Origin of the sequence: Mycobacterium deserti, from assembly GCF_025345615.1 — a bacterium.
Taxonomy (GTDB): domain Bacteria; phylum Actinomycetota; class Actinomycetes; order Mycobacteriales; family Mycobacteriaceae; genus Mycobacterium; species Mycobacterium deserti.
Genome location: NZ_JAODWD010000005.1, coordinates 181,434 through 204,979, shown reverse-complemented (window position 1 = coordinate 204,979; position 23,546 = coordinate 181,434). Strand labels below are relative to the sequence as shown.

The window sequence follows — 23,546 nt, the reverse complement described above, 5'->3', positions numbered from 1 at the left end:
CGCACTACGGCCGGTATTCGTGGCCGGTGTTCCCCTTGGTGCGCCGGTCCTCCTTCATCTCGGCCTCGAAGATGTGGCGCTTGCCGTCCTGCAGTTCGTCACGGACCCGCCGTTCGTGGTCGCGGAACACCGACCAGTAGTTGTCGTCGAAGTCCTCGACGATCTGGAACGTCCACCTGCCGTAGATGACGTTGCGGCCGACGACCTCCTTTTCCAGCCGGTCTGCCTGCGCGCCATGGCCCGCATCGCGAAGCTTGTCGCACGCGTCGCCGAGCGTCAGGTCGGCGCGGCCCATGAGCTGGTGAAAGTCGTACAGAGCGCCGCGAGCACGCTCGACCCACTCCAGGGCCTCCGAGACGGCACCCACCGCCTCGACCGTGGCGTCGTCAATCCCCTCTGGGCGCTTATGCTGAGTGTCTTCGTTGCCGGTCACCGCCATTAAGTACCCAGTTCCGAACGAACGAAATGCATCAGTTTTGCGTCGATTCACACGAAGGCGCCCACCCGCACGGACCCGCATCCCTAGTCTGGCGGGAGTTCTGTTCCGACCGACCGCCAACTACATGCGCCCATGATCCGTGAGGGGCTGTGAGCCGAGCACCCAGACCCGAACGCCGCTATAGCGACGACGCGCCCGCCGAGGCCGATATCAGCCTGCCGCGCTACACGGTGCGCGCGGTGGCCGAGCGTCTCGGCGTGCCGACGGCGACGTTGCGCAGCTGGAATCAGCGCTACGGAGTCGGGCCGTCCGGCCACACGCCCGGCCGTCACCGGCTCTACAGCGAGGCCGACATCGCGATGCTGCAAGAGATGGGCGATCTGGTTCGCCGCGGCGTCAATCCACGCAGTGCCGCAGCGGCCGCGATGCACGCCACGTCCCCCAACCGCGCAGATGCCGCCTCGCTGCTGTCGGCGGCGTTCGAACTGGACGTCGACGAGATGGGCAGGCAACTGGACAACCACTTCCGGCACTACGGCGTCGTGGACACCTGGAACCAGTTGATACGGCCGGCGTTCGTCACTATCGAGGCGCAGCAGGGCGCAGGCGTCGGGTGCATCGATGTAGAGCACGCGCTGTCGTGGACGGTCGCCCGGTCGCTGCAACGGGTGCCGTCAGGCCACCACGCAGGGGTGAATCAGGAAACCGCGCCGGTGATCCTGGCCTGCACCGAGAACGAGGCGCACACCCTGCCGTTGGAAGCGCTGCGTGCTGCGTTGAGCGAGCGCCATCGCACGTCGCTGATGCTCGGCGCTGCGGTGCCGCAGTCCGCGCTGCTCGACGCATTGGCGCGGCATACGAACCGCAGCACCGTGGCGCTGTGGGCACAATCCCCTGACACCGCGGATGTGGCCGCCATCGAGGCTCTGACGCAAGCACATGCGTCGGTGGTGGTGGTCGGTCCCGGCTGGGAGGCCGCGGCGCTGCCCCGTTCGGTGCCGTACGAGACCACTTTCATCGATGCCGTCGCCCGACTGGCCGGTTCCGGTTAGCTGCCGGAGTGCATCACTTCCGCATCGAGAGGGTATTAACGGGATGGCGCGGGTCAAAGCAGAACGCCCGCGGACGTGAGGAGCGAAAGAAGGCGAATGACGACCACCAGTGAACCCGAGCTCGTGGTGCTGCTCGACGAACGCGGGCAGCACGTGGGCGCTGCGGCAAAGGCCTCGGTGCATCACGAGGACACGCCGTTGCACCTCGGGTTCTCCTGCTATCTGTTCGATGCGGCGGGCCGCGTGCTCGTGACCCGGCGCGCACTCGGCAAGCAGACGTGGCCGGGAGTGTGGACCAACTCCTACTGCGGGCACCCCGCGCCTGGCGAACAGCTCGACGAGGCGGTCCGCCGCCGCGGCTTCCAGGAACTCGGTGTGACCATCACTTCGGTGGAATGTCTTCTGCCGCAATTCCGTTACCGCGCGGTCGCGGCCGACGGCACTGTGGAGAACGAGATCTGTCCGGTCTTCTGCGCCCGCATCGACAGCCCGGTTCACGTCGACCCCGACGAAGTCATGGATTTCACCTGGGTGCCGTGGGAGCACTTGATCACCGCTACCCGACTGCCCTGGTCGATTAGCCCGTGGGCGGTGGATCAGATCCCCGAACTCGACGCCGCAGGGGTCATGTCTTACACGGGTCGTGGCCCCAGTTCATCAGTGAGTAGCGCCACGCAGATTCCTTGATATCGCCTGACGGTCGCTGCGCGAGGTGGCGGTTGACGTACCCGACGACCTTGCGCATGTGCCCGTAGTCGTCGTCGGTCAGATCACCCTTCTTGCATTCCAGGATCGAGACGATCTGGCGACCGCTGGCGTGGCCCGTCGATTCGCCGCCCGCCGCGGACTTCTGGCCGACGTCCTTGGACTCGTCGGACTCCAACCACTTCGCGAGTTCGCTCGCAGTCATGTTCACCGCCCCTGTGAAGTCGTCCCAGGTGGCGGTGTCGTCCCTCGTCGTCTCAGCCATGCTTCTTCTTCAACGACTCCGGTTTGTGGACGGCGTCCTTGCCGCTCTTGTCACTCTTCACGCGATACTGCGGCTCATCGGGGGACGCCTTCACTGTGCGGCCTGCCGCCTTCTCGTCCGAGGTGATCTTCTCTTCGACCGTGCCGGGAACCGTGGTGCCGTGGCTCTGCCACGTGACCTTGTCGCCTTTGCTCAAATCCTTCGCCATGGATGTTCGGGTACCCCCGATAGCGATGCATAACCGATTCAATCGAGCGGCTGTCGCCTGCTTCGGAGCTCGTAGAGGCGTTCGGCGTAGGCGAGGTCGTCGCGCCACAGCCGGGCCGCGGCATGGCGCATTGCGGGGGTGATCAGGAAAGCGCCACGCAGCGCGTAGGCGAAGCCGGGCCGATCGGAGTGCGCGACGACCGCTTCGAGCACCGCGCAGCGCGGCCGTCCGTCCGGCCCCGGCGCCAGCGGGGTTGCGTGTGTCTCCACGACACTTCCCGCGCCCTCCCCGTCGACGATGCGCATCACGATCGTGCGCGGTTCGGGCGCGGTGAATTCGGCGATCACCGGCACGCCGAGGCGGCCGATCCGGAAGGTGACCGCGACGAGGAAGTGGTCTGCTTCGTCGCCGACGTCGTCGCCGACCGGCGGCGCGGTGAGCACCTCGAGCCGGGTGAACGAGTAAGGGTGAAACCAGGATCCGTGCCACGGGTCCATACGGTTGGCGATGATGTCGCGTGGCTCGCAGGTCCCGACGAGGTGGGCAACGGTCTGCAGCCGCGCGCCTTCCGGCCTGCGCGGCACCAGCGGCGCGTCAGTCGGCGTTTCGCCGCCGATGCGGTCTAGCCGCACCCAGACCAGAACACCGTCGTCGTGAGCCGGATATGGCGCCCAGCCGAAATGCCGGCTGCCCGTCAGGCGCAGCCCGTGCCAGGGGCAGATCAGCGCACCGCAGTCGACGACGCCGGTCGACAGATCGGCACCGAGATGCGGGCAGGCGCCAGGCCCCACGTGCACTTCGCCGTCCTCGCCCCGCCACGCCACCAATTCCACGCCGGCGACCGACGTCCCGAGCGGGCGCGTGCCGACACTTTCACTGGCGGCGATCGCGAACCAATTGCCGCTCGGCCGATTCTGTGAGCGCCGCAGCGCAGAATCGATGACGGCGGGCACCGCGTCGCGGTAAGTCGGGCCCTGGCCTGCCCACCGCAGCGGGGGCAACAGTTCGAGCGGGATGGACTTCGCCACCCGGGCACGCAGTTCGGCCAGCTTGCTCACGGTTGCTCTCCGCGGGTGGCGAGCCGTCGCAACACCGCCGAACGGCCCTGGTTCGGCACGGTGTGCAGGACGTGGCCGGCCAGGCCGAACCGCCGCAACAGGTGATTGGCCGCGAACCAACCGGTGGTGGCGGCGCGTTCCATCAACGCGACCGGCAGGTCTATGCGAATGCCGTCGCCGGCCAGAACCAGACCGTCTTGCGGCGACACGACGGGCGGCCGGTCGGCGAAGTCGCCCGGCGCGAACCGCGGGCAGTCCTCGGCGCGCAGTATTCGTTCACCGACGACGTTGGCACTCGCGGTTTCCGGGAACAGTTCGTGCAGTCGTGCTCGCAACCGGGTGGACAGGTCTCGAGCATCGGTCACCGCGTAGGAGTGCAATTCGACCACGGATCCGCCGGTGCGCTGCGACCACTCGGCGGCCTCCCGCTCGTAGCGATCGAGCACACTCACATTGTCCAGCGGCGGACGTCCGCCGGTGCCGAGGAACGCGGGCCGGTCGGGATTGACCGGCCGGTCCAGCCACAGCCGCTGCACCACGAACGGCGGCGCGGTGCCCAGAGCGGCCACCTTCTGCCGCCACGCATCGGCCCCGAGGCCGGGCGAGTTCTCGACGATGTGCCGCAGCCCCGCCACATCGGTGGCCAGCACCACCGCGTCGGCGCGGTACTCGTCGCCGGTGTCGCCGCTGACCGTGAAATGCGTACCGGCCTGAATCTGCTTGACCGAGGTGCCAATCAGGAATCGCACACCGTGCTTCTCCAGGTACGCTCGCAGTGGATTCCACAGCGCGACATCGAAGTTCGCATTCGCCACGTCGAAGACCAGACCCTCGCTGGAGCCCAGGAAGTAGATGTGGAACATGGCTGCCAGTTCGGCGGCCGACAGCTTGGCGGGCTCGGCGAAGAAACTGCGCGAGAACACCTCGAACGCCAGGTGCCGCGCCGCGGGCGGGAAGTTGATGTCACGGAGGAAGGTTTCTGCGTCGATGTGGTCGAGTCTGCGGTAGATGTCGGGTACCGAGACTGAAGCCAGTGGCGCTGCGGCTCTGGCGTTGAGTCGCACCAGGTCTCGCGCCCGGAACGTGGGGCTGCGTAGCGCGAAGGCCAGGGCGTTGACCGGCGGTGTACGGGGCAGTCCCTTGAACGAGTCGTAGCGGTCGTGCCCGTCAACCAACGGGTAGTCGTCGACCGGGCGGAACATTCCCAGGTCGGGATCGATGCGCCGCAGCAGCTTTCGCAGGTTGTAGTACTGCCGGAAAAACGCGTGAAAGCCCCGGTTCATCGCCACCGGGGTGGCATCGTCGAGGGTGTCCGCCCATCCGGCGACCCGGCCGCCGAGGTGCGGCTCGCGTTCGAGGACGTCGACGGTGACACCTCGTTCGGCCAGCCCGGCCGCTGCGGCGAGCCCCGCGATCCCTGCGCCCACGACCACCGCGTGCGGTCGCCGTGACAGTGCGGACGCCGACAGCAGTCCGGTGGCGGCGGGCAGTGTGACGCGGCGGGGATCGGTCACCGGGGCGCCTCCGCGAGGAAGGTGTGCACGATGTTGCGCTGCCAGCCGGGCATGGTCTCACTGCGCACCGCGGTGAACCCGTTGTCGCGCAGCCGCTTGCGGAACGCCTCCGCACCGTCGAACTGGTTGACGCTGCGGCGCAGGTAGCGGTAGAGCGAGTCGTCGCCGCTGCGCAGGCGGCCGCTCGGGATGATGATCGTCGCGCAGACGGCGTTCCACACCGCGGTGGCCAGTTTCGAATCGCGCACCGAGTACTCGTGCACGGCCAGCGTCGCCCCGGGTCGGAGCATCGCGCGGAAGGCCTGCAGTTGCGCGTCGCGATCGTCGACGTTGCGGATCAGATAGGCCGCGAAGATGCCGTCGAACGGACCCTCGACGCCCGCGGCGGTGATGTCCTCGATGCGGCTGTGGACGAAGCGCACCGACGGCGGCCACACCTTGGCGGCCGCCTCGGCCAGCATGCCCGTCGAGCCGTCGACCCCGATGATCTCGGCTTGCGGTGCGACGGCGAGCAGCGCCGCGGTCGACGCGCCGGTGCCGCAGCCTGCGTCGAGCAGACGCAGGCCCCTGCCGTCACTTCGAAGCCGCATCCGTCGGGCCGAGATGAGAAGGTGCTCGTGGTAACCCGGGTTCGCGTCTACGAGTTTGTCGTAGCTCGGTGCTCCGGCGTCGAATGCGGCGGGGATGTCGGCAGGGCTCTTGTCGACGCTCACGTCGTCTCCTCGTCACGGTTGCGCGATCGTCCGCGGACCCACAGCAGCAGCGCCGCGGTCACCATCGCCCACCCGAACAGGAAGTCCTCCACCGGGATGTCGAACGGATAGCGGATGCCGCTGGTGTGCTTTTCGTCGTAGATGACTATCGGGGCGGACAGTTTGGTCAGCCAGCCGTCGACCGGGATCTGGAAGCCGAGCACGATGACCATGGAGATCCAGTACGCGGGACGGCGAAACAGGCCGGTGCGCAGCACGCGCAGTTCGAGCACGAGTACCGCCACGACGGCGACGACCGCGGGCAGGGTGTAGCCGAGTCCGGTCATGACCTCTGCTCCGAACGGGACCGGATCCGTTGCAGAAACGACAGGATGGTGTCGACCGCGTTGTAGGTGAGCAGCCCGCACAGCGGAATGACGATGAAGAACAACAGTTCTTCGATCGGCATCGAGAGGGGCAGTTCGATGCCCGAGATGTACTGCGGGTTGTACGTCCATACATGGGCGGCGATCGCCACCGCGTCCCACAGGACGAAAACCAGTGCCACCGGCAGGACGGCTCCCGCGGTGCGCCGCAGTTGGCGATACACGCCGGAGCCCAGAAGTTCGAGGGGAGCCGTGATCGCGAGGCAGGCGGCAAGGACGAACAGGTACTGCCAGCGGTCCATGCTCAGTTTCCGCTCATCCTCGCTCGCCATGCCTTCAGCAAGCCCCCTGCGGCAACCTGCAGACGTCTACCGGTGCCGACGGTGGCGCGATGGCTGAAGATCGCGAAATCCATGTCCTCGATGCAATCCAGTATCTCCGAGTACAGCGTCAGCGCAGCCGCGACGCAAGGACGCGATCGCGGATGCAACTTCGCTATGCCGCGCGCCGCGTAGTCGTAGACCCGCCGGGTTGCGCCGAGCTGCTCGGCAAGCGCGCGACGAACCCGGGGGTCGGTGCGCCGGTTCTCGTGGCACCACGACAGCAGGTCGCGGTCGACGTCGTGGGCGGCGAGTTCGTCGGCCGGCAGATAGACCCGGCCGCGCTGCAGATCCTCGTCGACGTCACGCAGGAAGTTGGTGAGCTGGAACGCCTTTCCCAGCGCGGCCGCGTACGGCGCGGCCTCCTCACGCGGCCCGGCCGTGCCGAGCACCGGCAGCATTTGCAGCCCGATGACCTCCGCCGAGCCGTACATGTACTTCTCGAGCGCCGCGCGGTTGGGATAGTCGGTCTCGGTGAGGTCCATGCGCATCGACTCGAGGAAGTCATCGAACAGGTCCCACCCGATGTCGTACTTGCGGGCGGTGTGCACCACCGCCGCCAACGCGGGATCGTCGCTGGGCGCGCCGTCGACGCGCGCGGTGAACAGTTGCGCGCCCAGCTGCTCGAGGCGGTCCGCGCGTTGCGCGGTGGTCTGACGGTCGTCGAAGTCGTCGAGGATGTCGTCGGCGCGCCGGGCGAATCCGTAGAGCGCGTGCACCGCAGGCCGTTGTGCCGGTGCCAGGAGCCTGGTCGCGAGAAAGAACGTCTTGCCGTGCTGCGCGTTGAGGATTCGGCATTGTCGGTAGGCCTCGCGCAACGCCGGATCGCGTACGCCTGCGGCATCCAACTCGGAACTGATCACGTGTGCACCACCCGCGAGGTTGTCGCCGCTACGCCGGTGACCCGGTCCGCCGCCAGGCGTCCGGACATCAGCGCTGTGGGCACCCCCACTCCGGGCACCGTCGAGGAACCGGCAAGGACCACGTTGTCGACTCCGCGCACGGTGTTGGCGGGACGGAAGGGGCCGGTCTGGCCGAAGGTGTGGGCAAGGGCGAACGGCGTGCCCGCGGCCATCCCCTGGCGGGCCCAGTCCGACGGATCGACGACGTGCAACAGTTCGGCGTCGACGCCGAGAGCGGGAATCCGCGAGGCCGCGGCGCGGACGATCCGGTCGGCGTAGGCCGAGCTTTCTTTCGCCCAATTCACCTTGCCCACCGCGGTATTCGGCGCAGGCGCCAGAATGTAGAGCAGGTCGCGGCCCTCGGGGGCCAGACTCGGATCGCCCGCGGTCGGCCGAGTCACCAGCAGTGACGGGTCGGACATCAGCCGTCCGTCGTCAATGATGTCGGTGAACGTCTGGCGCCACGCGTCGCCGAACATGATCGTGTGGTGTCCGGCGGCGTCTCCCACCGCGCGACAACCGACGTGGGCGACCACCGCCGACGGCGCGGGGCGCAGAGGCAGCAACCGCCGCGGCGTCCTGCCGAGCAGTCGGTAGGTGTCGGGCAGTTCCGTGGTGAGGACCACCGCGTCGGCCGGTATCCGCTCACCCGTATCGGTGAGCACCGCGCTCACCCGCCCGCTGCCGTGCTCCAATCCCGAAACCGATGACCCGTAACGAAATTCGACACCGGCATCGGCCGCGGCGGCGGCCAGGGCGTCGGGCAGGGCCCGAACGCCCCCGCGGGGAAAGTACACGCCCGCCACGGTGTCCATGTAGGCGATCACTGCGTAGACGGCCAGTGCGCGCTGCGGGGGCACCCCGGCGTAGAGCGCCTGGAAGGTGAACACCCGCGAGAGACGCTCGTCGGTGATGAACCGCCGCACCATCCGGTCCCACCGTCGGAAGCCGCCGATGGCCGTCAGCCGTGCTAACTGGGGCGTCACCAGCGACAGCGGCGAGTCGAAGTTGGCGGCGATGAAACCGTCGAACTCGACGCGGTACAACCGGGTCAGCCACTCGCGCAGCCGCAGATATCCCTGGGCCTGATCGCTGCCCGCGAAGCGTTGCACTTCGGCGGCCATCGCGTCCGGGTCGCTATGGACATCGAGGGCGCTGCCGTCGGCGAACGAGGCGCGGTACGCCGGTGAGACCTGCTCCAATTGCAAACGGTCGGACATGTTTTCGCCGACCGCCGCGAACACGTCCTCGATGATGTCTGGCATCGTCAGCACCGTTGGGCCGGTGTCGAGGTGGTATCCGTCGATGTCCAGCCTGCCGACCCGGCCGCCGGGATGTTCGCCGCGCTCGACGACGGTCACGGCGCGGCCCCGGCCGGCCAGATGCAGCGCGGCCGACAGGCCGGACAGCCCGGCGCCGACCACGACCACGCGGTCGGTCGGGCCATTGAGGCTCTTCATCACGCGGCCCGCTCTGCGCATGCCGAAGCCATGCTGCCCAGCGCCGCCCTGACCGCCGTGTCGAGCGGAGCGGCGTCGAGCCGTTCCAGTGCACGCTTGAGCCGCGAGTCGATCATCTGCTCGATCCGGTCCACAGCGCCGGTGGCGAGAATGAGCCCCCGCCAGCGGTCGACGTCGGATTCGTCGAGGTCGCGTCGGCTCATCAACTCCTTGAGCTGGCCGCGCACAGTCGAGTCGGCGAGCTGGTAGGCCGCCACGACCACGCTGGTGGCCTTGCGCTCGATGAGGTCCCCACCGGCGGGCTTTCCGGTGACCGTCGGGGAGCCGAAGATCCCGAGCACGTCGTCACGCATCTGAAAGGCGTCCCCCACCGCCTCACCGTAGGTGCCCAGGGACGCCAGCACTCGCGAACTGCAACCTGCCATGGCCGCGCCGATCTCCAGCGGCCGTCGCACGGTGTAGTTGCCCGACTTGCGACGGGACACGTCGAGCACCTGATCGAGGGCCGGAAACGCCCCGGCGTCGTTGACGAGATCAGCGAACTGCCCGATTGCCAGCTCCGTGCGCATCTCGTCGTACCGCGGCCAGACCCGTGCCAGGGCTTTGGCGTCGACACCACTCTCGCGGAGCATCTGCGCTGACCAGACCAGGCAGAGGTCGCCGAGCAGGACGGCCGCCGATTCGCCGAACCGGTCCGACGATCCGGGCAGTTCACGCTCCCGATGCCACCGGGCGAACGCCACATGCGCCGCCGGTTTGCCGCGCCGGATCGTCGAGCCGTCCATGACGTCGTCCTGCAGCAGCGCGAACGCGTGCAGCAGTTCGAAGCTCGCGGCCGCCCGCAGGGCGGCGTGGTCGTCGTCGGCCCCGCAGCGCCAGCCGAGGTACATGAATGTCGGACGCAGGCATTTGCCGCCGACGGCGAAGTCACGCAATACGTCGGCTGCGGCGTCCACGCCGGCGCATGCGAGATGTTCGGTGCATCGGTCGGCGATGAATTCATCGATCGCCGCCTGCACGGAATCGGCGACGCTGCGGTGCCACGCGCCGAAGGAGGTGCCGAGGCTGACCGTTGGATTGGCAGATGATGCTGGCGCCGACAAGGGCCCGCGCGTCTTCTCGTCAATGCCGCTCAACCGCGCCCCCTTCCACCGCCAGTCCGTTGAGGATTACCCCATCGGCGTCATGCCAACCGGTGCCGCCTCGCCCGACAGTCCCGGGGCGGCCAACTGCGGCGCCTCGCCCGACAGTCCCGGGGCGGCCAACTGCGGCGCCTCACGACTTCTTACGCGCTGATGACTTTCGCGGCGGCGCCTTCTTGGCCATCGACGCGGACGACGCCTGGCGGGGCGTCGGCGCGGCCCGTCCCGCCTCGTCCTGGGCGGGGCCGGCGAGCTGTTGCACCAGCAGGGCGGTTCCGCCGACCATCAGCAGCGCCGGCCACTCGATCAGACCCGCCGCGCCGATGGCGCCCATAGCCAGCAGTGCCGCCGGTGTCGAATGGCTGCCGCTGCTGACGCCTTCGCGCACCCCCCGCGCGGTCCCCTGCACGCCGCCGATGATGCCGTTGACCGTCGCTCCGCCCAAAGCGCCGGCGGCGGCGGTGGTGGCGTTTGCGGCTCCGGTGACGACGCGTGTCGCGCTTCGAACGATGTCCATGGCCTGTCCCTGACTGTCAATTCCGTCAATAAACCGGAATACCCGGTCCGGCGCCGCGGCAAAACGCAGCCGGCCGCTGTTAGACAGGCGTCAATAGAATGGCGTCATGGCAGATACCAGACGACGGCTATCGCCCGAGGATCGACGCAGGGAACTGCTGTCGCTGGGCGCCGAGGTGTTCGGCCAGCGTCCCTACGACGAGGTGCGCATCGACGAGATCGCCGAACGGGCCGGGGTCTCGCGTGCCCTGATGTACCACTACTTCCCGGATAAGCGGGCCTTTTTCGCCGCCGTCGTGCGAGCCGAGGGTGAGCGGCTGTTCGAGGCCACCAACACCCCGCCGGACCCCGGCCAGGGCTTGTTCGACCAGTTGCGGGCCGGCGTGCTGGCCTACCTGCGCTACGACGAGGAGCACCCGCACGGCGCGTGGGCCGCCTACATGGGCATGGGCCGCTCCGACCCGCTGCTGCGTGGAATCGAGGATGTCGACAACGACCGTCAGGCCAACCGGATCATCGCGCGCATCAACGCCGGGATCGGCGGGGCACTGGATTCCAAGGTCGAGCGCGACCTGCGCGTCACCGTCTACGGCTGGTTGGCGTTCACATTCGAGATGTGCAGACAGCGCCTGGCCGACCCGTCCATCGACGCGGGCGTCGTCGCCGACGCGTGCGCCCACGCGCTGCTGGACGCGGTCGGGCGAGTGCCCGCCATCCCGGCCGAACTGGCGGACGCGGTCGCCGCCGAGCACCGCTGAGGTTGTCGGTGCCCTCCTGCACGATGGTCTGATGAGCACAGGTGCCCTCTCGCGGTTCAGCCCGCTGACGCGGGAGTGGTTCACGGGTACCTTCGCCTCGCCCACTCCCGCGCAGGAGCAGGCGTGGTCGGCCATCGCCGACGGCGACAACACCCTGGTCATAGCCCCGACCGGGTCCGGCAAGACGCTGGCCGCGTTCTTGTGGGCCATCGACGAACTGGCTTCCGCCGACCCACGCCCGCCCGGCGCAGGCACTCGGGTGCTGTACGTCTCCCCGCTCAAGGCGTTGGCCGTCGACGTCGAACGCAACCTGCGCACCCCGCTGACCGGCATCGGCCGCGTCGCCGAACGCCGCGGCGAGCAGGCCCCGTCCATCAGCGTCGGGGTGCGCTCGGGCGACACCCCGCCCAACCAACGCCGCGAGCTGATCACCCGGCCGCCCGACATCCTGATCACCACGCCGGAGTCGCTGTTCTTGATGCTGACGTCGTCGGCGCGCGACACCCTTGCCGAGGTGCGCACGGTCATCGTCGACGAGGTGCACGCGGTGGCGGGCACCAAACGCGGCGCACACCTCGCGTTGTCGCTGGAGCGCCTGGACCAGATGCTCGACAAGCCGGCGCAGCGCATCGGCCTGTCGGCGACCGTGCGCCCGGCCGAAGAGGTGGCGCGTTTCCTGTCGGGTCAAGCCCGCACCACCATCGTCGCGCCGCCCGCGGCCAAGACGTTCGACCTGTCGGTCCAGGTGCCCGTGCCGGACATGGCCAACCTCGAGAACAACACCATCTGGCCCGATGTCGAAGAGCGCATCGTCGACCTCATCGAGGCGCACAACAGCTCCATCGTGTTCTCGAACTCGCGCCGGCTCGCCGAGCGACTCACCTCGCGACTCAACGAGATTCACGCCGAACGAAGTGGCATGGAGGTACCGGCGGGTCCCAACACCGGCGTCGCGGGCGGGTCGCCCGCCCACATCATGGGCAGCGGTCAGGCGTCGGGCGCGCCAACGCTGCTGGCCCGGGCGCACCACGGTTCGGTCAGCAAGGAGCAGCGCGCGCAGGTCGAAGACGACCTCAAGACCGGACGGCTCAAAGCGGTCGTCGCGACGTCGAGTCTCGAGCTCGGCATCGACATGGGCGCGGTCGATCTGGTGATCCAGGTCGAGGCGCCGCCGTCGGTGGCCAGCGGTCTGCAGCGGATCGGCCGGGCCGGCCACCAGGTCGGTGAGATCTCCCAAGGGGTGCTGTTCCCCAAGCACCGGACGGATCTGATCGGCTGCGCAGTGACGGTGCGCCGGATGCTGGCTGGCCAGATCGAGACCATGCGGGTGCCGGCGAATCCGCTCGACGTGCTGGCCCAGCACACCGTCGCCGCGTGCGCGCTGGAACCGTTGGACGCCGACCGTTGGTTCGACGCGGTGCGGCGCAGTGCCCCGTTCGCCACCCTGCCGCGCAGCGCCTTCGAGGCGACACTGGATCTGCTCAGCGGCAAATACCCGTCCACGGAGTTCGCCGAGCTACGGCCGCGACTGGTGTACGACCGCGACACGGGCACGCTGACCGCGCGGCCGGGTGCGCAGCGGCTGGCGGTCACCTCCGGCGGCGCCATCCCCGACCGCGGACTGTTCACCGTCTATCTGGCCACCGACGCGGAAAAGCCGTCGCGGGTCGGCGAACTCGACGAAGAGATGGTGTACGAGTCGCGGCCCGGCGACGTGATCTCACTCGGCGCGACCAGCTGGCGCATCACCGAGATCACCCACGATCGGGTGCTGGTCGTACCGGCACCCGGGCAGCCGGCACGGCTACCGTTCTGGCGCGGTGACAGCGTCGGCAGGCCCGCCGAACTCGGCGCGGCGGTGGGCGCGTTCACCGGCGAGCTTGCCTCGGTGGGCCGCGACCAATTCGGCGAACATTGCCGGGCAATGGGATTCGACGACTTCGCGACCGACAACCTATGGCAGCTACTCGACGACCAGCGGCAGGCCACCGGCACGGTACCGACCGACACCACGCTGATGGTGGAGCGGTTTCGCGACGAGCTCGGTGACTGGCGGGTGATCCTGCACTCGCCGTACGGCCTGCGCGTACACGGCCCGCTGGCACTAGCGGTGTCGCGCAGGCTGCGTGAGCGTTACGGCATCGACGAGAAGCCGACCGCGTCCGACGACGGCATCATCGTGCGACTCCCCGACACCGAGGACACCGCACCCGGCGCAGACTTGTTCGTGTTCGATGCCGACGAGATCGAGCCGATCGTCACCGCGGAGGTCGGCGGCTCAGCACTCTTTGCGTCACGGTTCCGCGAATGTGCCGCGCGCGCTTTACTTCTGCCGCGCCGCCATCCGGGCAAGCGCTCGCCGCTGTGGCACCAGCGGCAGCGCGCGGCGCAACTGCTCGACGTCGCGCGCAAGTATCCCGACTTCCCGATCGTGTTGGAGGCGGTGCGCGAATGCCTGCAGGACGTCTACGACGTGCCCGCCCTGACCGAGCTGATGCGCGGTGTGGCGCAGCGTCGACTCCGGATCGTCGAGGTCGAGACCACCACACCGTCGCCGTTCGCCGCCTCGCTGCTGTTCGGCTACGTCGGGGCGTTCATGTACGAGGGCGACAGTCCGCTGGCCGAGCGGCGCGCGGCGGCGCTCTCGCTGGACAGCGTGCTGCTGGCCGAACTGCTGGGTCGCGTCGAACTGCGCGAACTGCTCGATCCGCAGATCATCGACTCCACGACGCGCCAGCTGCAGCACCTCGCAGAGGACCGCAAGGCCCGGGACGCCGAAGGTATCGCCGACCTGTTGCGGGTGCTGGGGCCGCTGACCGAGGCCGAGATCGCCGAACGCTGCACGGCCGACGAGGTGGGCGGCTGGCTCGAGGGCCTGCACGGCGCCAAGCGGGCACTGCCGGTCTCGTTCGCCGACCGGGCCTGGTGGGTCACCATCGAAGACATCGGCCTGTTACGCGACGGTATCGGCGTCGCTGTGCCCATCGGGGTGCCGACAGCGTTCACCGAATCCGTCGACGACCCGCTCGGCGAACTGCTGGGCCGCTATGCCCGCACGCACGGGCCGTTCACCACTTCCGACGCCGCCGCCCGCTTCGGACTGGGGCTGCGCGTCACCGCCGACGTGCTCGGCCGAATGGCTATCGACGGCAAGCTGATTCGCGGGGAGTTCACCGACATCCCTGTGACGGACCCTGGGGCCGGCGAACAGTGGTGTGACTCCGACGTGTTGAAGATTCTGCGCCGCCGGTCACTGGCCGCGCTGCGGGCGCAGGTGGAGCCGGTCAGCACGGCCGCCTACGGTCGCTTCCTGCCCGCGTGGCAGCAGGTGGGCACACACAATTCGGGCATCGACGGTCTCGCCTCGGTCATCGACCAACTCGCCGGAGTGCCGATCCCGGCGTCCGCGGTCGAATCGCTGGTGCTCGGTCAGCGCGTCCGCGACTACCAGCCGGCGATGCTCGACGAGCTGCTGGCCTCCGGCGAAGTCACCTGGTCGGGTGTCGGCCAGATCGGCGGCGGTGACGGGTGGATCGCCTTCCACACCTCCGACTCCGCGCCGCTGACGTTGACCGCTCCGACCGAAGTAGACTTCACCGACACCCATCGCGCCATCACCCAAGCGCTGGGCGGCGGCGGCGCGTACTTCTTCCGCCAACTCGTCGATGGTGATTCGGAACAGTTCAAAACCGCTCTGTGGGAATTGATCTGGGCTGGGTGGGTCACCGGCGACACCTTCGCGCCAGTGCGCTCGATGCTGTCGGGAACACGCCGCTCCACGGGCAGGCGCGGCGCACCGGCACACCGCCAGAAGCAGCGCCCGCCGCGGCTGAGCAGCTACAGCGTCAAGCATGCCCAGACCCGCAGTGTCGACCCTACGGTCGCGGGGCGCTGGTCGGCGCTTCCCTCTCCCGAGCCGGAATCGACTGTGCGGGCTCATTTCACGGCCGAGCAGATGCTGAGTCGTCACGGCGTCCTTACCAAGGGCGCGGTGGCCGCCGAATCGATACCCGGCGGGTTCGCAATGCTGTACAAGGTGTTGTCGGCATTCGAGGACGCCGGCCGGTGCCAGCGCGGCTATTTCGTCGAGTCGCTGGGCGGCGCACAGTTCGCGGTCGCGTCGACCGTCGACCGGTTGCGTTCCTACCTCGACGGGGTGGACCAGGAGCGCCGCGAGTACCACGCCGTAATGCTGGCTGCCGCCGATCCCGCCAACCCGTACGGCGCAGCGCTGCCGTGGCCCGGCCGCGGACCGGACGATGACGCGTCGCATCGCCCGGGCCGCAAGGCCGGCGCACTGGTCGCGCTGGTCGACGGTGAATTGACGTGGTTCCTCGAGCGCGGCGGGCGCTCACTGTTGAGTTTCACCGATGATGCCGAGGCACACACCGCCGCGGCGACGGCGCTCGCCCAACTCGTCAGCAGCGGACGTGTCCAGGCGCTGCTGGTCGAGAAGGTCAACGGCGTACCGGTGCTGGAACCGCACGGCGAGGGGCAGCGGGCGGCGGTGCAGAACGCACTCGTCGAGGCGGGTTTCTCTCGCACTCCGCGGGGGTTGCGGCTCCGGTAGTGCGCGCGCATGAGAGGCTGACGCATGCCTGAAGGCGATACCGTCTGGCACGCCGGGCTGCGGCTTCGCGAAGGACTCGTCGGAAAGACACTGACCCGCTGCGATATTCGCGTGCCGCGGTACGCCGCCGTGAACCTCACCGGTCAGGTCGTCGACGAAGTGATCACTCGCGGCAAGCACCTGTTCATCCGCATCGGCGACGCCAGCATCCATTCGCACTTGAAGATGGACGGCAGCTGGAAGGTCAGCCCGATCGGCAGACCCAGCCGCGCCGGCTACCGCATCCGGATCATCCTGGAGACTGCGGACGTGCAGGCGGCCGGGGTCGATCTCGGCGTGCTCGAGGTGTTGGAACGTTCACACGATATGGACGTTGTCGCGCATCTCGGACCAGACCTGCTGGGTGACGACTGGGAACCGCGCACCGCAGCGGCCAATCTCGTCGCCGATCCGGACCGCCCGCTGAGCGAGTCGCTGCTCGACCAGCGGGTGATGGCCGGCGTCGGCAACGTCTACTGCAACGAGATCTGTTTTGTCACCGGCTATCTACCGACGACGCCGGTCCGCACGGTCAAGGATCCGCTGCGCATGGTGCAGCGCGCTCGGGACATGCTGTGGCTGAACCGGTCTCGGTCGAACAGGACCACTACCGGCGACACCAGGCGGGGTCAACAGGTGTGGGTTTACGGTCGCGCCGGCGAGCCATGCCGCAGGTGCGGCACGGCCATCCGGTCAGACGACTCCGGCGATCGCATCACCTTCTGGTGCCCGGTCTGCCAGACGTGACCCGTTACCGGGGCAGCGCGAGCCGGAAGATCTTGCGCACGACCGTCGCGAACTGGCGAGGCAACGGGCCCATGTTGTACGGGATGCCGTAGCGTCGGCAGATCTCCTGGACCTCGGGCGCGATCTCAGCGTGCCGATGGGCGGGGATATCGGGGAACAGGTGGTGCTCGATCTGGAACGACAGATTGCCGCTCAAGATGTGAAACAGCTTGCCGCCGGTCAGGTTCGCCGAACCGAGAATCTGCCGGAAGTACCACTGACCGCGGGTTTCGGCCTTGGTCTCCTCGATCGAGAACTCCTGGACGTCTTCGGGGAAATGTCCGCAGAAGATGATCATGTAGGACCACACGTTGCGCATCAGGTTGGCGGTCATGTTGCCCGCGAACACCCACGGCGCGAACGGCCCGGCCAGCAGCGGGAAGGCCACGTAGTCCTTGAGCGTCTGCTTCCTGGTCTTGCGCCAGATTTCTTCAAGAATCTCACGCTTGTCCGCGACCGAGATCTCGCCGGCGCGGATGCGCTCAGTTTCCAACTCGTGCAGCGCAACCCCGTACTGGAACAACACCATGAGCAGGAAGGCGTACACCGGGTTGCCCAGGAAGTACGGGCTCCACCGCTGGTCTTCGCTCATCCGCAGGATGCCGTAGCCGACGTCGCGGTCCATGCCGACGATGTTGGTGTAGGTGTGGTGCATGTAGTTGTGCGAGTGCCGCCACTGATCGGCCGGGCACGCGGTGTCCCATTCGAACTTCTTGCTCGACAACGCGGGGTCGCCGGTCCAGTCGTACTGGCCGTGCATGACGTTGTGGCCGATCTCCATGTTGTCGAGGATCTTCGACAGCCCCAGCATGGCGGTGCCCGCGAGCCAGAACGGCGGGAAGATACCGCCGAACAGCAGTGCACGGCCCGCGACCTCCAAACCGCGTTGGCTCTTGATGATTCGTCGGATGTAGGTGGTGTCTCGCTCGCCGAGGTCGGCGATGACGCGCTCCTTGAGCGCGTCCAGTTCGCGGCCGAATTCCTCGGACTGCTCCGGTGTGAGCGTGATGCGCTGGCCGGCGACGGTCTTCTCGAGGGTCTTCTGCTGCGTGATGGTTGGTGCAGTCATGGCCACTCCTTCCTTAGAGTGCGATCTCGACGTCGCCAACGGGGGCGGACACACAGATTTGGATGTCCTCCTCTTCGACGCCTGACACCGCTCCGGTGATCAGATTTTTCACCGCGCCGCGTGTCTTACGGCGGGTGCAGCTGTGGCAGATGCCCATTCGGCATCCGCTGTCTGGTGTGAGGCCGGCGGCCTCGGCTTGCTCGAGGATCGGTCGGCCGTCGTCGACCGTGTCGACCGCCGCGTCGGCGAAAACGATACGACCGCCTGACGATTCGGCAGGCACGGTGATGACGGGCGGGACGAAGGACTCGGCCTTCGCATCCGGGCAGTGCGCGCGGACGGCCTCTACCAGCGCGGGCGGCCCGCACACGAAGACAGCGTCGGGTCGGGGCATCGCCGCTGCCAGGTGGTCGGCGTCGAAGTGGCCGTCCAGATCCCCGGCGCCCTCGCGGGTGTAGCCGTGCAGCACCCGCACCCCGGCCATCGCGGCGAGCTCGTCGGCGTAGCAGGCCTCCTCCGGCGATCGCGCGTAATGAACGAAGGCGATCTCGCGGTCGGAGCCCTCGTCGCGCATGGTGCGCAGCATCGACATCACCGGGGTGATACCGCTACCGCCCGAGACGAACAGGATCCGTCGCGGACGCAGCGCGGGCAGGACGAAGTCGCCGCCGACCGAGTCGAGCCCGACGACCATGCCGGGCCTTGCGTGCTCGCACAGGTGGGTCGACACCAGCCCGCCGTCGTGGTGGCCGATGGTGAGCTCGATGTAGGGCGAGCCTTCGGCGCTCGCAGGCGAGTAGGGGCGGGTGCGCCGGCGACCGTCGATCTCGACCGTCAGGTTGATGTGTTGGCCGGCGCGAAATCCGGTGAACGCTTTATTGGGTTCCAAGGTGAGCGTGACGCTGCGTGGCGTCTGCCGCCGCACGGCGACCACCCTGGCGCGGGCGTCGCCCTGCGTCCAGGTGGGCTCGACCAGCTCGGTGTACCGGTCCACCCCGTGTGGACCCGTGAGCAGGTCGACCAGCGGTGACCGGAGCACCCGCCGCGTCAGAGTTTCGGTGAACATGTGTACACGATGCAACTATTGCGCTACCACAGTCAACGAATTCGTCCAGCTTGTGGCCCGAAACACATGAGTGAACGACTGTGAACCCATCTACTCCGGCGTTCACGCACCGCAAACACCGCCGGTGCAGCGACAGCTATTCAAATCGACTAAGTAAACAGTTGTACTCTTGGTTATATGTCGAACCGGTCGTCTAGCTCACGGACGAGCCGCTCGAGTAGGTCGCGCTCGCGAGAATCTCCGTCGCGCGAAGAGCGCAAGGAAGCCACCCGGCGTGCCATCGTCGACGCCGCGCTGAAATTGCTCGAGGAGCAGAGTTTCGGCGCGCTGAGCCTTCGCGAGGTCACCCGCGAAGCGGGCATAGTGCCCGCCGCCTTCTACCGGCATTTCGAGTCGATGGAGGCGCTGGGACTAGTGCTCATCGACGAATCGTTTCGGGCGCTGCGCGACATGCTGCGCGGCGCGCGCGCGGGCAAGCTGGACCCGAATCGGGTCATCGAGTCGTCGGTTGACATGCTCATCGAGGGCGTCAACGAGCGCCGCGAACACTGGCGATTCATCGGCCGGGAGAGGTCGAGCGGACTGACGGTGCTGCGCTATGCGATTCGCACCGAGATCCGGTTGATCACTTCGGAACTGGCCATCGACCTCGCCCGGTTCCCCGGCCTGAACACCTGGAGCGGCGAAGACCTCAACATTCTGGCCACCCTGATCGTCAACGCGATGATCTCCATAGCCGAAGCGATCGAGGACGCAAGCGATCCGGCTGCGCTCGAGGAGATCAGGCGCGTCGCGGTCAAACAGTTGCGGCTGATCGTCGTCGGCGTGACCGGTTGGCGCAGCAGGGTGTAGACACCATCGCCCCACCGCTAGCGTGAGGCGCATGCCGAACCTGGAGCTGACCAATCCGCGACCTGACATCGCCCTGCTGACATTGACCCGGCCGGAAAAGCTCAACGCACTGAACCACGACCTGGTGGAGGATCTGCACTCCGCGCTCATCGACATCGCCGCGAACAACGATTGCCGCGCCGTCGTCATCACCGGCGCGGGCCGCGGCTTCTGCTCGGGCCTCGACCTCACTGAGTCCAACCCGGACCAGGCGGGCGGTGGAACCGAGTTCCCGCGGTCGGGCATGCGTTGGCAGGAGCGCATCGCCGACCTCACCGCACGCATCCATCGCCTGCGCCAACCGGTCATCGCCGCGGTCAACGGGCCGGCGTACGGCGGCGGCATGGGTATCGCGCTGGCATGTGACATCCGAGTTGCGTCGAGAACAGCGAAGTTCTGCACACAGTTCATCAAGCTCGGACTCGGCGGCTGCGACATCGGTGTCAGCTACACGCTGCCCCGGATTGTCGGCGCCGGAACGGCATTCGACCTGATCCTCACCGCGCGGGCGGTGGAAGCCGAGGAGGCGCTGCGAATCGGCCTCGTATCGCGTGTCGTCGACGATGCGACCGACGAAGCGCTCCACATTGCCGAAACCGTCTGTGGCTACGGGAAGTTCGGCGTCGAGTCGACCAAGCAGGTGCTGTGGGCCAATCTCGAGGCCTCGAGCCTGGAGGCAGCGCTGCATCTAGAGAACCGCAGTCAGATCCTGGCGTCGACGGGCGGCGTCATGCGCGAGGCTACCGAGGCGTTCCGCCACCGTCAGCGATGATCACCGTCCCCGTGATGTAACTGCCGGCGTCCGACGTCAACAGCAGTGCGGCGCCCACCATCTCGTCTGGCGTCGCCAATCGCTTCATCAACGTCCCGCCGATCATGGCGTCGATGGCCTGCTGCGGGTTCTTGCGCATCATGTCGGTGTCGACGGGGCCCGGAGCCAGCGCGTTGACGCGGATGCCGTGCGGAACGAACTCGGCGGCCATCGACCGGGTGAACGACATCAGCGCCGCCTTGCCCGACGCGTAGATGGACAGCGACGGCGCGAAGTTGAAGGCACCGACCGAGACCATGTTGAGCACCGCGGCGTGCGGGCTCGCCTTCAGGTGCGGCAACGCCGCCTGCACCAGGAACACCGGTCCGCGAAGATTCACCTCGTAGGACTTGGTCCACGCATCAACCGACATCTCACCGAGCGGTTGGGCCAATGCATTGGCGGCGTTGTTGACCACGACGTCGATGCCGCCGAACTCGTCGACGGCGCGCTGCACCAACGCTTCGAGGTCGCCGACCTCGCCGAGGTGCGTCGGCACGCCGACGGCCTGGCCGCCCAGCCCGCGCAGGTGCTGTGCGGCCTCCTCGCAGGCATCGGGCTTGCGGCTGGCGACGACGACGCGGGCGCCGGCCAGCACGAAACCCTCGGCGAGGGCGAGCCCGATGCCTCGGGTGCCGCCGGTGACGATGACGGTGCGGTCGGTCATGTCGAAGAGACGGTCAAACGATGCGCGGTCCACGCCGTCAGTAGAACAGATGGGGATTCGACGCGATGTACTGCTCGACCGTTTGCGGCCGCCGGCCGATGATGCGCTCGACGTCGTCGGTGCCGCGGTCGTAGCGGCCGTTGCGATGTAGGCGGGCCATGGTCGCGATGTGCTGCGCGACATGAGCGGACAGCCCGATCGAGGCCAGTTCGCCGCTCTCCCAGTACTGCTCCGCCAGACCTGTGATGTCAAGCGCCTGAGGACCCGTCAGCTCGTAGACCTGTCCGATTCTCGCGGTCGGGTCCCGCAGGATCGCGGCGACCACGGCCGCCACGTGACATCGCGCATCGCATCGGCGATGTCGCCTGCGCGCGTGAGATCACCGACGACGATGTCGGCTCCCAGATCCCGTAGCTGCGGGGCGCGTTCGTCGTCGCGACGTACCATCGCCCGCGCCGGTGATCAGGTACGTCGCCCTAGATGCAGCCGCTGACGCTGATCCGCCGACCGACATTGGCGCACACGTCGACGTTCGGCGCCGGCGGTAGGTACACCGGCGGTGGTGGCGGCGGTGGGGGTGGCGGTGGTGGCGCGCCGGGCGGGGGCGGCGGTGGCGGAGGTGGTGGCGGCGGAGGCAGCGCGTCGTTGAGGTAGGACAACGGATCGGCGCATCCGGTGACGTCGACGTGTCTGCCGCCGATCGAGCCGCACAGCGTGGCTTCCGCGGGCGGAGCGAGCGGAACCGTCATGCCGCAGGCGATCAGCAGGGCAGGGAGGGCCAACCACTTCTTTCGCACATACGTATCCTCCCCGGCAACGGCGTCCAGGGGATTCGATTGGCGATTACGGTCAACCGCGTTGCTCAAGCGTCTGCAGCACCGACGCCAGCGCGCCGTGCCGCGCCGTCACTCGGTCGAGACGCACCGAGTCGCCGCGACGCACGATGCCGCCCTGCACAACGTCGGCATACACGCCGGCGCATGGCTTTTCGCCGAGCACGGGCACGACTCGGCGGTCAACGCCTGCCACCGCACGCAGGATGTCGGCATCGTGCGGCAGCTGATCCTGTGCGAGCGTGGTCATCACGCAGCGCGGCGTCGGCATCACGGCGTGCAGCACCGCGCTGGTACTGACCAGGTCGCACCCGAGCATGTCGTCGGTCTCCAAGTCGGCCCCGTCGAGGAGGAGGTTCGGCCGAAAGCGCCGCGCGTCCCACACTCCCCCCGGATAGGCGGCCGCCATCCGGCCCAGGATGCCGGTACTCAGTACGTGTACGGGCGCCAGGTCGGCGAAGGTCGACGAAGCCGCCATGGCGAGAAAGTCCTGGGCGACCGGATCGCCGCTCGCCACGATTCGGACCTCGCGGCCGAGCAGCTCGCTAGTACGCCGCGACACTTTCTCTATTCCGCACTCGACGCTCCCATCGGGAAAGGTCACCTCGATGGTCGAGTCGTCGGACTCGGTTGAGCCGACGAGCCGCACGCGGCATTCGAGCAACTTTCCGTACTGACGGGCTCGCTTTGCGCTGGCCAGCCGCCGCTCTCCGACGTCGAACACGCCGAAGACGCGGTCGCCGACGACGCCGCTGCGCCCGATCTCCAGCTCGGAGACCTCCTCGCCGCCCATCGACTTGACCGGATACCGCCACAGCGTGCGGACTGTCGTGACCGTCATCGGTCGATACTGTGGCCGCTGCCGTCCACGGTCAAACGAGATTGTGGCAACCTCAAGTCGAGCTTCAGACTTTCTTTGCTCCGTCGGCAAGTAGCCACCGACGAGGTCCGACTGGCGCCGCGTAGCGTACCCGCGAACTCGTGGACAGATTACTGCTCCGGCCACACCGCACTGCAGGCCACACATCTCGCCAAACAAGCCTTGCTACAGAACATTTCGACTCACACGCCTACGGTGAGCAGTGTGTTGGTGCCACGTGCCGAACGCTGTAACGCGCGCCCGGTCGGTGTCGATACACGAGCGAGGAAAGCGCCTCGTTTCTTCCTCGCCGACTGCTCTGATGTTTGCTACAACCGCGAAGGCTCGCGGGTCAGTCGGGACACATGCGGCACGTCAGTGCTGACTGATCTCACATTTGGGGGATATCCATGGCCGCTGGCGCCAACGCGTCCGCTGGTAGCTGTCGACTCATGCGGTTCGCGGCGGTGGCGGTGGC

25 protein-coding genes are annotated in these 23,546 nt (G+C 67.9%); 7 read left to right on the top strand and 18 right to left on the bottom strand.

Features of this window, described 5'->3' with window-relative positions; genetic code table 11:
- Window positions 1–4 precede the first annotated feature (4 nt).
- Window positions 5–439: a hypothetical protein gene (locus N4S67_RS20790; RefSeq protein WP_260994915.1), complete on the bottom strand. Its 435-nt coding sequence runs from the start codon at window positions 437–439 to the stop codon at window positions 5–7.
- Window positions 440–588: 149 nt separating this feature from the next.
- Here N4S67_RS20790 and N4S67_RS20785 point away from each other — a divergent pair, with 149 nt between their 5' ends.
- Both N4S67_RS20785 and idi read left to right on the top strand, forming a co-directional pair.
- Complete coding sequence (locus N4S67_RS20785) at window positions 589–1,491, top strand: MerR family transcriptional regulator (protein WP_260994914.1); 903 nt, start codon at window positions 589–591, stop codon at window positions 1,489–1,491.
- 96 nt (window positions 1,492–1,587) lie between these two features.
- A complete protein-coding gene (gene idi, locus N4S67_RS20780; protein WP_260994913.1) occupies window positions 1,588–2,178 on the top strand; it encodes an isopentenyl-diphosphate Delta-isomerase in 591 nt (196 codons plus the stop codon).
- Here idi and N4S67_RS20775 read toward each other — a convergent pair.
- The 11 genes from N4S67_RS20775 to N4S67_RS20725 form a co-directional block, all read right to left on the bottom strand.
- Window positions 2,117–2,461 (bottom strand): DUF3140 domain-containing protein, encoded by a 345-nt coding sequence (locus tag N4S67_RS20775; protein WP_260994912.1) that lies wholly within the window; start codon window positions 2,459–2,461, stop codon window positions 2,117–2,119. The genes idi and N4S67_RS20775 overlap by 62 nt on opposite strands.
- A complete protein-coding gene (locus tag N4S67_RS20770; RefSeq protein WP_260994911.1) occupies window positions 2,454–2,669 on the bottom strand; it encodes a hypervirulence associated TUDOR domain-containing protein in 216 nt (71 codons plus the stop codon). Before N4S67_RS20770 ends, N4S67_RS20775 begins: the two co-directional genes overlap by 8 nt.
- 38 nt (window positions 2,670–2,707) lie before the next feature.
- Window positions 2,708–3,727 carry a DUF5914 domain-containing protein gene (locus N4S67_RS20765; RefSeq protein ID WP_260994910.1) on the bottom strand — a complete coding sequence of 340 codons (1,020 nt, stop codon included), beginning with the start codon at window positions 3,725–3,727 and terminating at the stop codon, window positions 2,708–2,710.
- The gene (locus N4S67_RS20760; RefSeq protein ID WP_260994909.1) at window positions 3,724–5,241 is read right to left on the bottom strand and encodes an FAD-dependent oxidoreductase; all 1,518 of its coding nucleotides are present in this window, start codon (window positions 5,239–5,241) and stop codon (window positions 3,724–3,726) included. Before N4S67_RS20760 ends, N4S67_RS20765 begins: the two co-directional genes overlap by 4 nt.
- Entirely contained in the window at window positions 5,238–5,954 is a 717-nt protein-coding gene (locus N4S67_RS20755) for a class I SAM-dependent methyltransferase (protein WP_260994908.1), read from the bottom strand. The genes N4S67_RS20760 and N4S67_RS20755 overlap by 4 nt, the downstream gene beginning before the upstream one ends.
- Complete coding sequence (locus N4S67_RS20750) at window positions 5,951–6,280, bottom strand: lycopene cyclase domain-containing protein (RefSeq protein ID WP_260994907.1); 330 nt, start codon at window positions 6,278–6,280, stop codon at window positions 5,951–5,953. The genes N4S67_RS20755 and N4S67_RS20750 overlap by 4 nt, the downstream gene beginning before the upstream one ends.
- Entirely contained in the window at window positions 6,277–6,621 is a 345-nt protein-coding gene (locus N4S67_RS20745) for a lycopene cyclase domain-containing protein (RefSeq protein ID WP_260995276.1), read from the bottom strand. Before N4S67_RS20745 ends, N4S67_RS20750 begins: the two co-directional genes overlap by 4 nt.
- A 2-nt stretch (window positions 6,622–6,623) precedes the next feature.
- Window positions 6,624–7,562, bottom strand: a complete 939-nt coding sequence (locus tag N4S67_RS20740) for a phytoene/squalene synthase family protein (protein ID WP_260994906.1) — start codon at window positions 7,560–7,562, stop codon at window positions 6,624–6,626.
- The gene (gene crtI / locus N4S67_RS20735; RefSeq protein ID WP_260995275.1) at window positions 7,559–9,061 is read right to left on the bottom strand and encodes a phytoene desaturase family protein; all 1,503 of its coding nucleotides are present in this window, start codon (window positions 9,059–9,061) and stop codon (window positions 7,559–7,561) included. The genes N4S67_RS20740 and crtI overlap by 4 nt, the downstream gene beginning before the upstream one ends.
- Window positions 9,061–10,197 (bottom strand): polyprenyl synthetase family protein, encoded by a 1,137-nt coding sequence (locus tag N4S67_RS20730; protein WP_390893462.1) that lies wholly within the window; start codon window positions 10,195–10,197, stop codon window positions 9,061–9,063. The genes crtI and N4S67_RS20730 overlap by 1 nt, the downstream gene beginning before the upstream one ends.
- Window positions 10,198–10,336: 139 nt before the next feature.
- The gene (locus N4S67_RS20725; protein ID WP_260994905.1) at window positions 10,337–10,720 is read right to left on the bottom strand and encodes a hypothetical protein; all 384 of its coding nucleotides are present in this window, start codon (window positions 10,718–10,720) and stop codon (window positions 10,337–10,339) included.
- Between the two features lie 106 nt (window positions 10,721–10,826).
- On the opposite strand from N4S67_RS20725, the gene N4S67_RS20720 reads away from it, so the two are divergent.
- Genes N4S67_RS20720 through nei2 form a run of 3 tightly spaced genes read left to right on the top strand, consistent with a single transcriptional unit; the run spans window position 10,827 to window position 16,833 of the window.
- Window positions 10,827–11,477, top strand: coding sequence for a TetR/AcrR family transcriptional regulator (locus N4S67_RS20720; RefSeq protein WP_260994904.1), 651 nt, complete (start codon window positions 10,827–10,829; stop codon window positions 11,475–11,477).
- 31 nt (window positions 11,478–11,508) lie between these two features.
- Window positions 11,509–16,047 (top strand): ATP-dependent helicase, encoded by a 4,539-nt coding sequence (locus N4S67_RS20715; protein WP_260994903.1) that lies wholly within the window; start codon window positions 11,509–11,511, stop codon window positions 16,045–16,047.
- A 24-nt stretch (window positions 16,048–16,071) separates the two neighbouring features.
- The gene (gene nei2, locus N4S67_RS20710; RefSeq protein ID WP_260994902.1) at window positions 16,072–16,833 is read left to right on the top strand and encodes an endonuclease VIII Nei2; all 762 of its coding nucleotides are present in this window, start codon (window positions 16,072–16,074) and stop codon (window positions 16,831–16,833) included.
- A gap of 4 nt (window positions 16,834–16,837) precedes the next feature.
- Here the strand turns inward: nei2 and N4S67_RS20705 are convergent, their stop codons facing one another.
- Together N4S67_RS20705 and N4S67_RS20700 are read right to left on the bottom strand one after the other, a co-directional pair.
- Window positions 16,838–17,941, bottom strand: coding sequence for a fatty acid desaturase family protein (locus N4S67_RS20705; protein WP_260994901.1), 1,104 nt, complete (start codon window positions 17,939–17,941; stop codon window positions 16,838–16,840).
- 13 nt (window positions 17,942–17,954) lie between these two features.
- Window positions 17,955–19,007, bottom strand: a complete 1,053-nt coding sequence (locus N4S67_RS20700) for a ferredoxin reductase (RefSeq protein WP_260994900.1) — start codon at window positions 19,005–19,007, stop codon at window positions 17,955–17,957.
- Between the two features lie 177 nt (window positions 19,008–19,184).
- Here N4S67_RS20700 and N4S67_RS20695 point away from each other — a divergent pair, with 177 nt between their 5' ends.
- Both N4S67_RS20695 and N4S67_RS20690 read left to right on the top strand, forming a co-directional pair.
- Window positions 19,185–19,859 carry a TetR family transcriptional regulator gene (locus N4S67_RS20695; RefSeq protein WP_260994899.1) on the top strand — a complete coding sequence of 225 codons (675 nt, stop codon included), beginning with the start codon at window positions 19,185–19,187 and terminating at the stop codon, window positions 19,857–19,859.
- A gap of 31 nt (window positions 19,860–19,890) precedes the next feature.
- Complete coding sequence (locus N4S67_RS20690) at window positions 19,891–20,670, top strand: enoyl-CoA hydratase/isomerase family protein (protein WP_260994898.1); 780 nt, start codon at window positions 19,891–19,893, stop codon at window positions 20,668–20,670.
- Here the strand turns inward: N4S67_RS20690 and N4S67_RS20685 are convergent.
- From N4S67_RS20685 to N4S67_RS20670, 4 genes are all read right to left on the bottom strand, one after another.
- Window positions 20,639–21,409, bottom strand: coding sequence for an SDR family NAD(P)-dependent oxidoreductase (locus N4S67_RS20685; RefSeq protein WP_260994897.1), 771 nt, complete (start codon window positions 21,407–21,409; stop codon window positions 20,639–20,641). The genes N4S67_RS20690 and N4S67_RS20685 overlap by 32 nt on opposite strands.
- Window positions 21,410–21,413: 4 nt before the next feature.
- Entirely contained in the window at window positions 21,414–21,710 is a 297-nt protein-coding gene (locus N4S67_RS20680; RefSeq protein WP_260994896.1) for a hypothetical protein, read from the bottom strand.
- Window positions 21,711–21,852: 142 nt separating this feature from the next.
- Window positions 21,853–22,173 carry an RNA-binding protein gene (locus N4S67_RS20675; RefSeq protein ID WP_390893460.1) on the bottom strand — a complete coding sequence of 107 codons (321 nt, stop codon included), beginning with the start codon at window positions 22,171–22,173 and terminating at the stop codon, window positions 21,853–21,855.
- A gap of 52 nt (window positions 22,174–22,225) precedes the next feature.
- The gene (locus N4S67_RS20670) at window positions 22,226–23,050 is read right to left on the bottom strand and encodes an MOSC domain-containing protein (RefSeq protein WP_260994895.1); all 825 of its coding nucleotides are present in this window, start codon (window positions 23,048–23,050) and stop codon (window positions 22,226–22,228) included.
- Window positions 23,051–23,546: the final 496 nt, after the last annotated feature.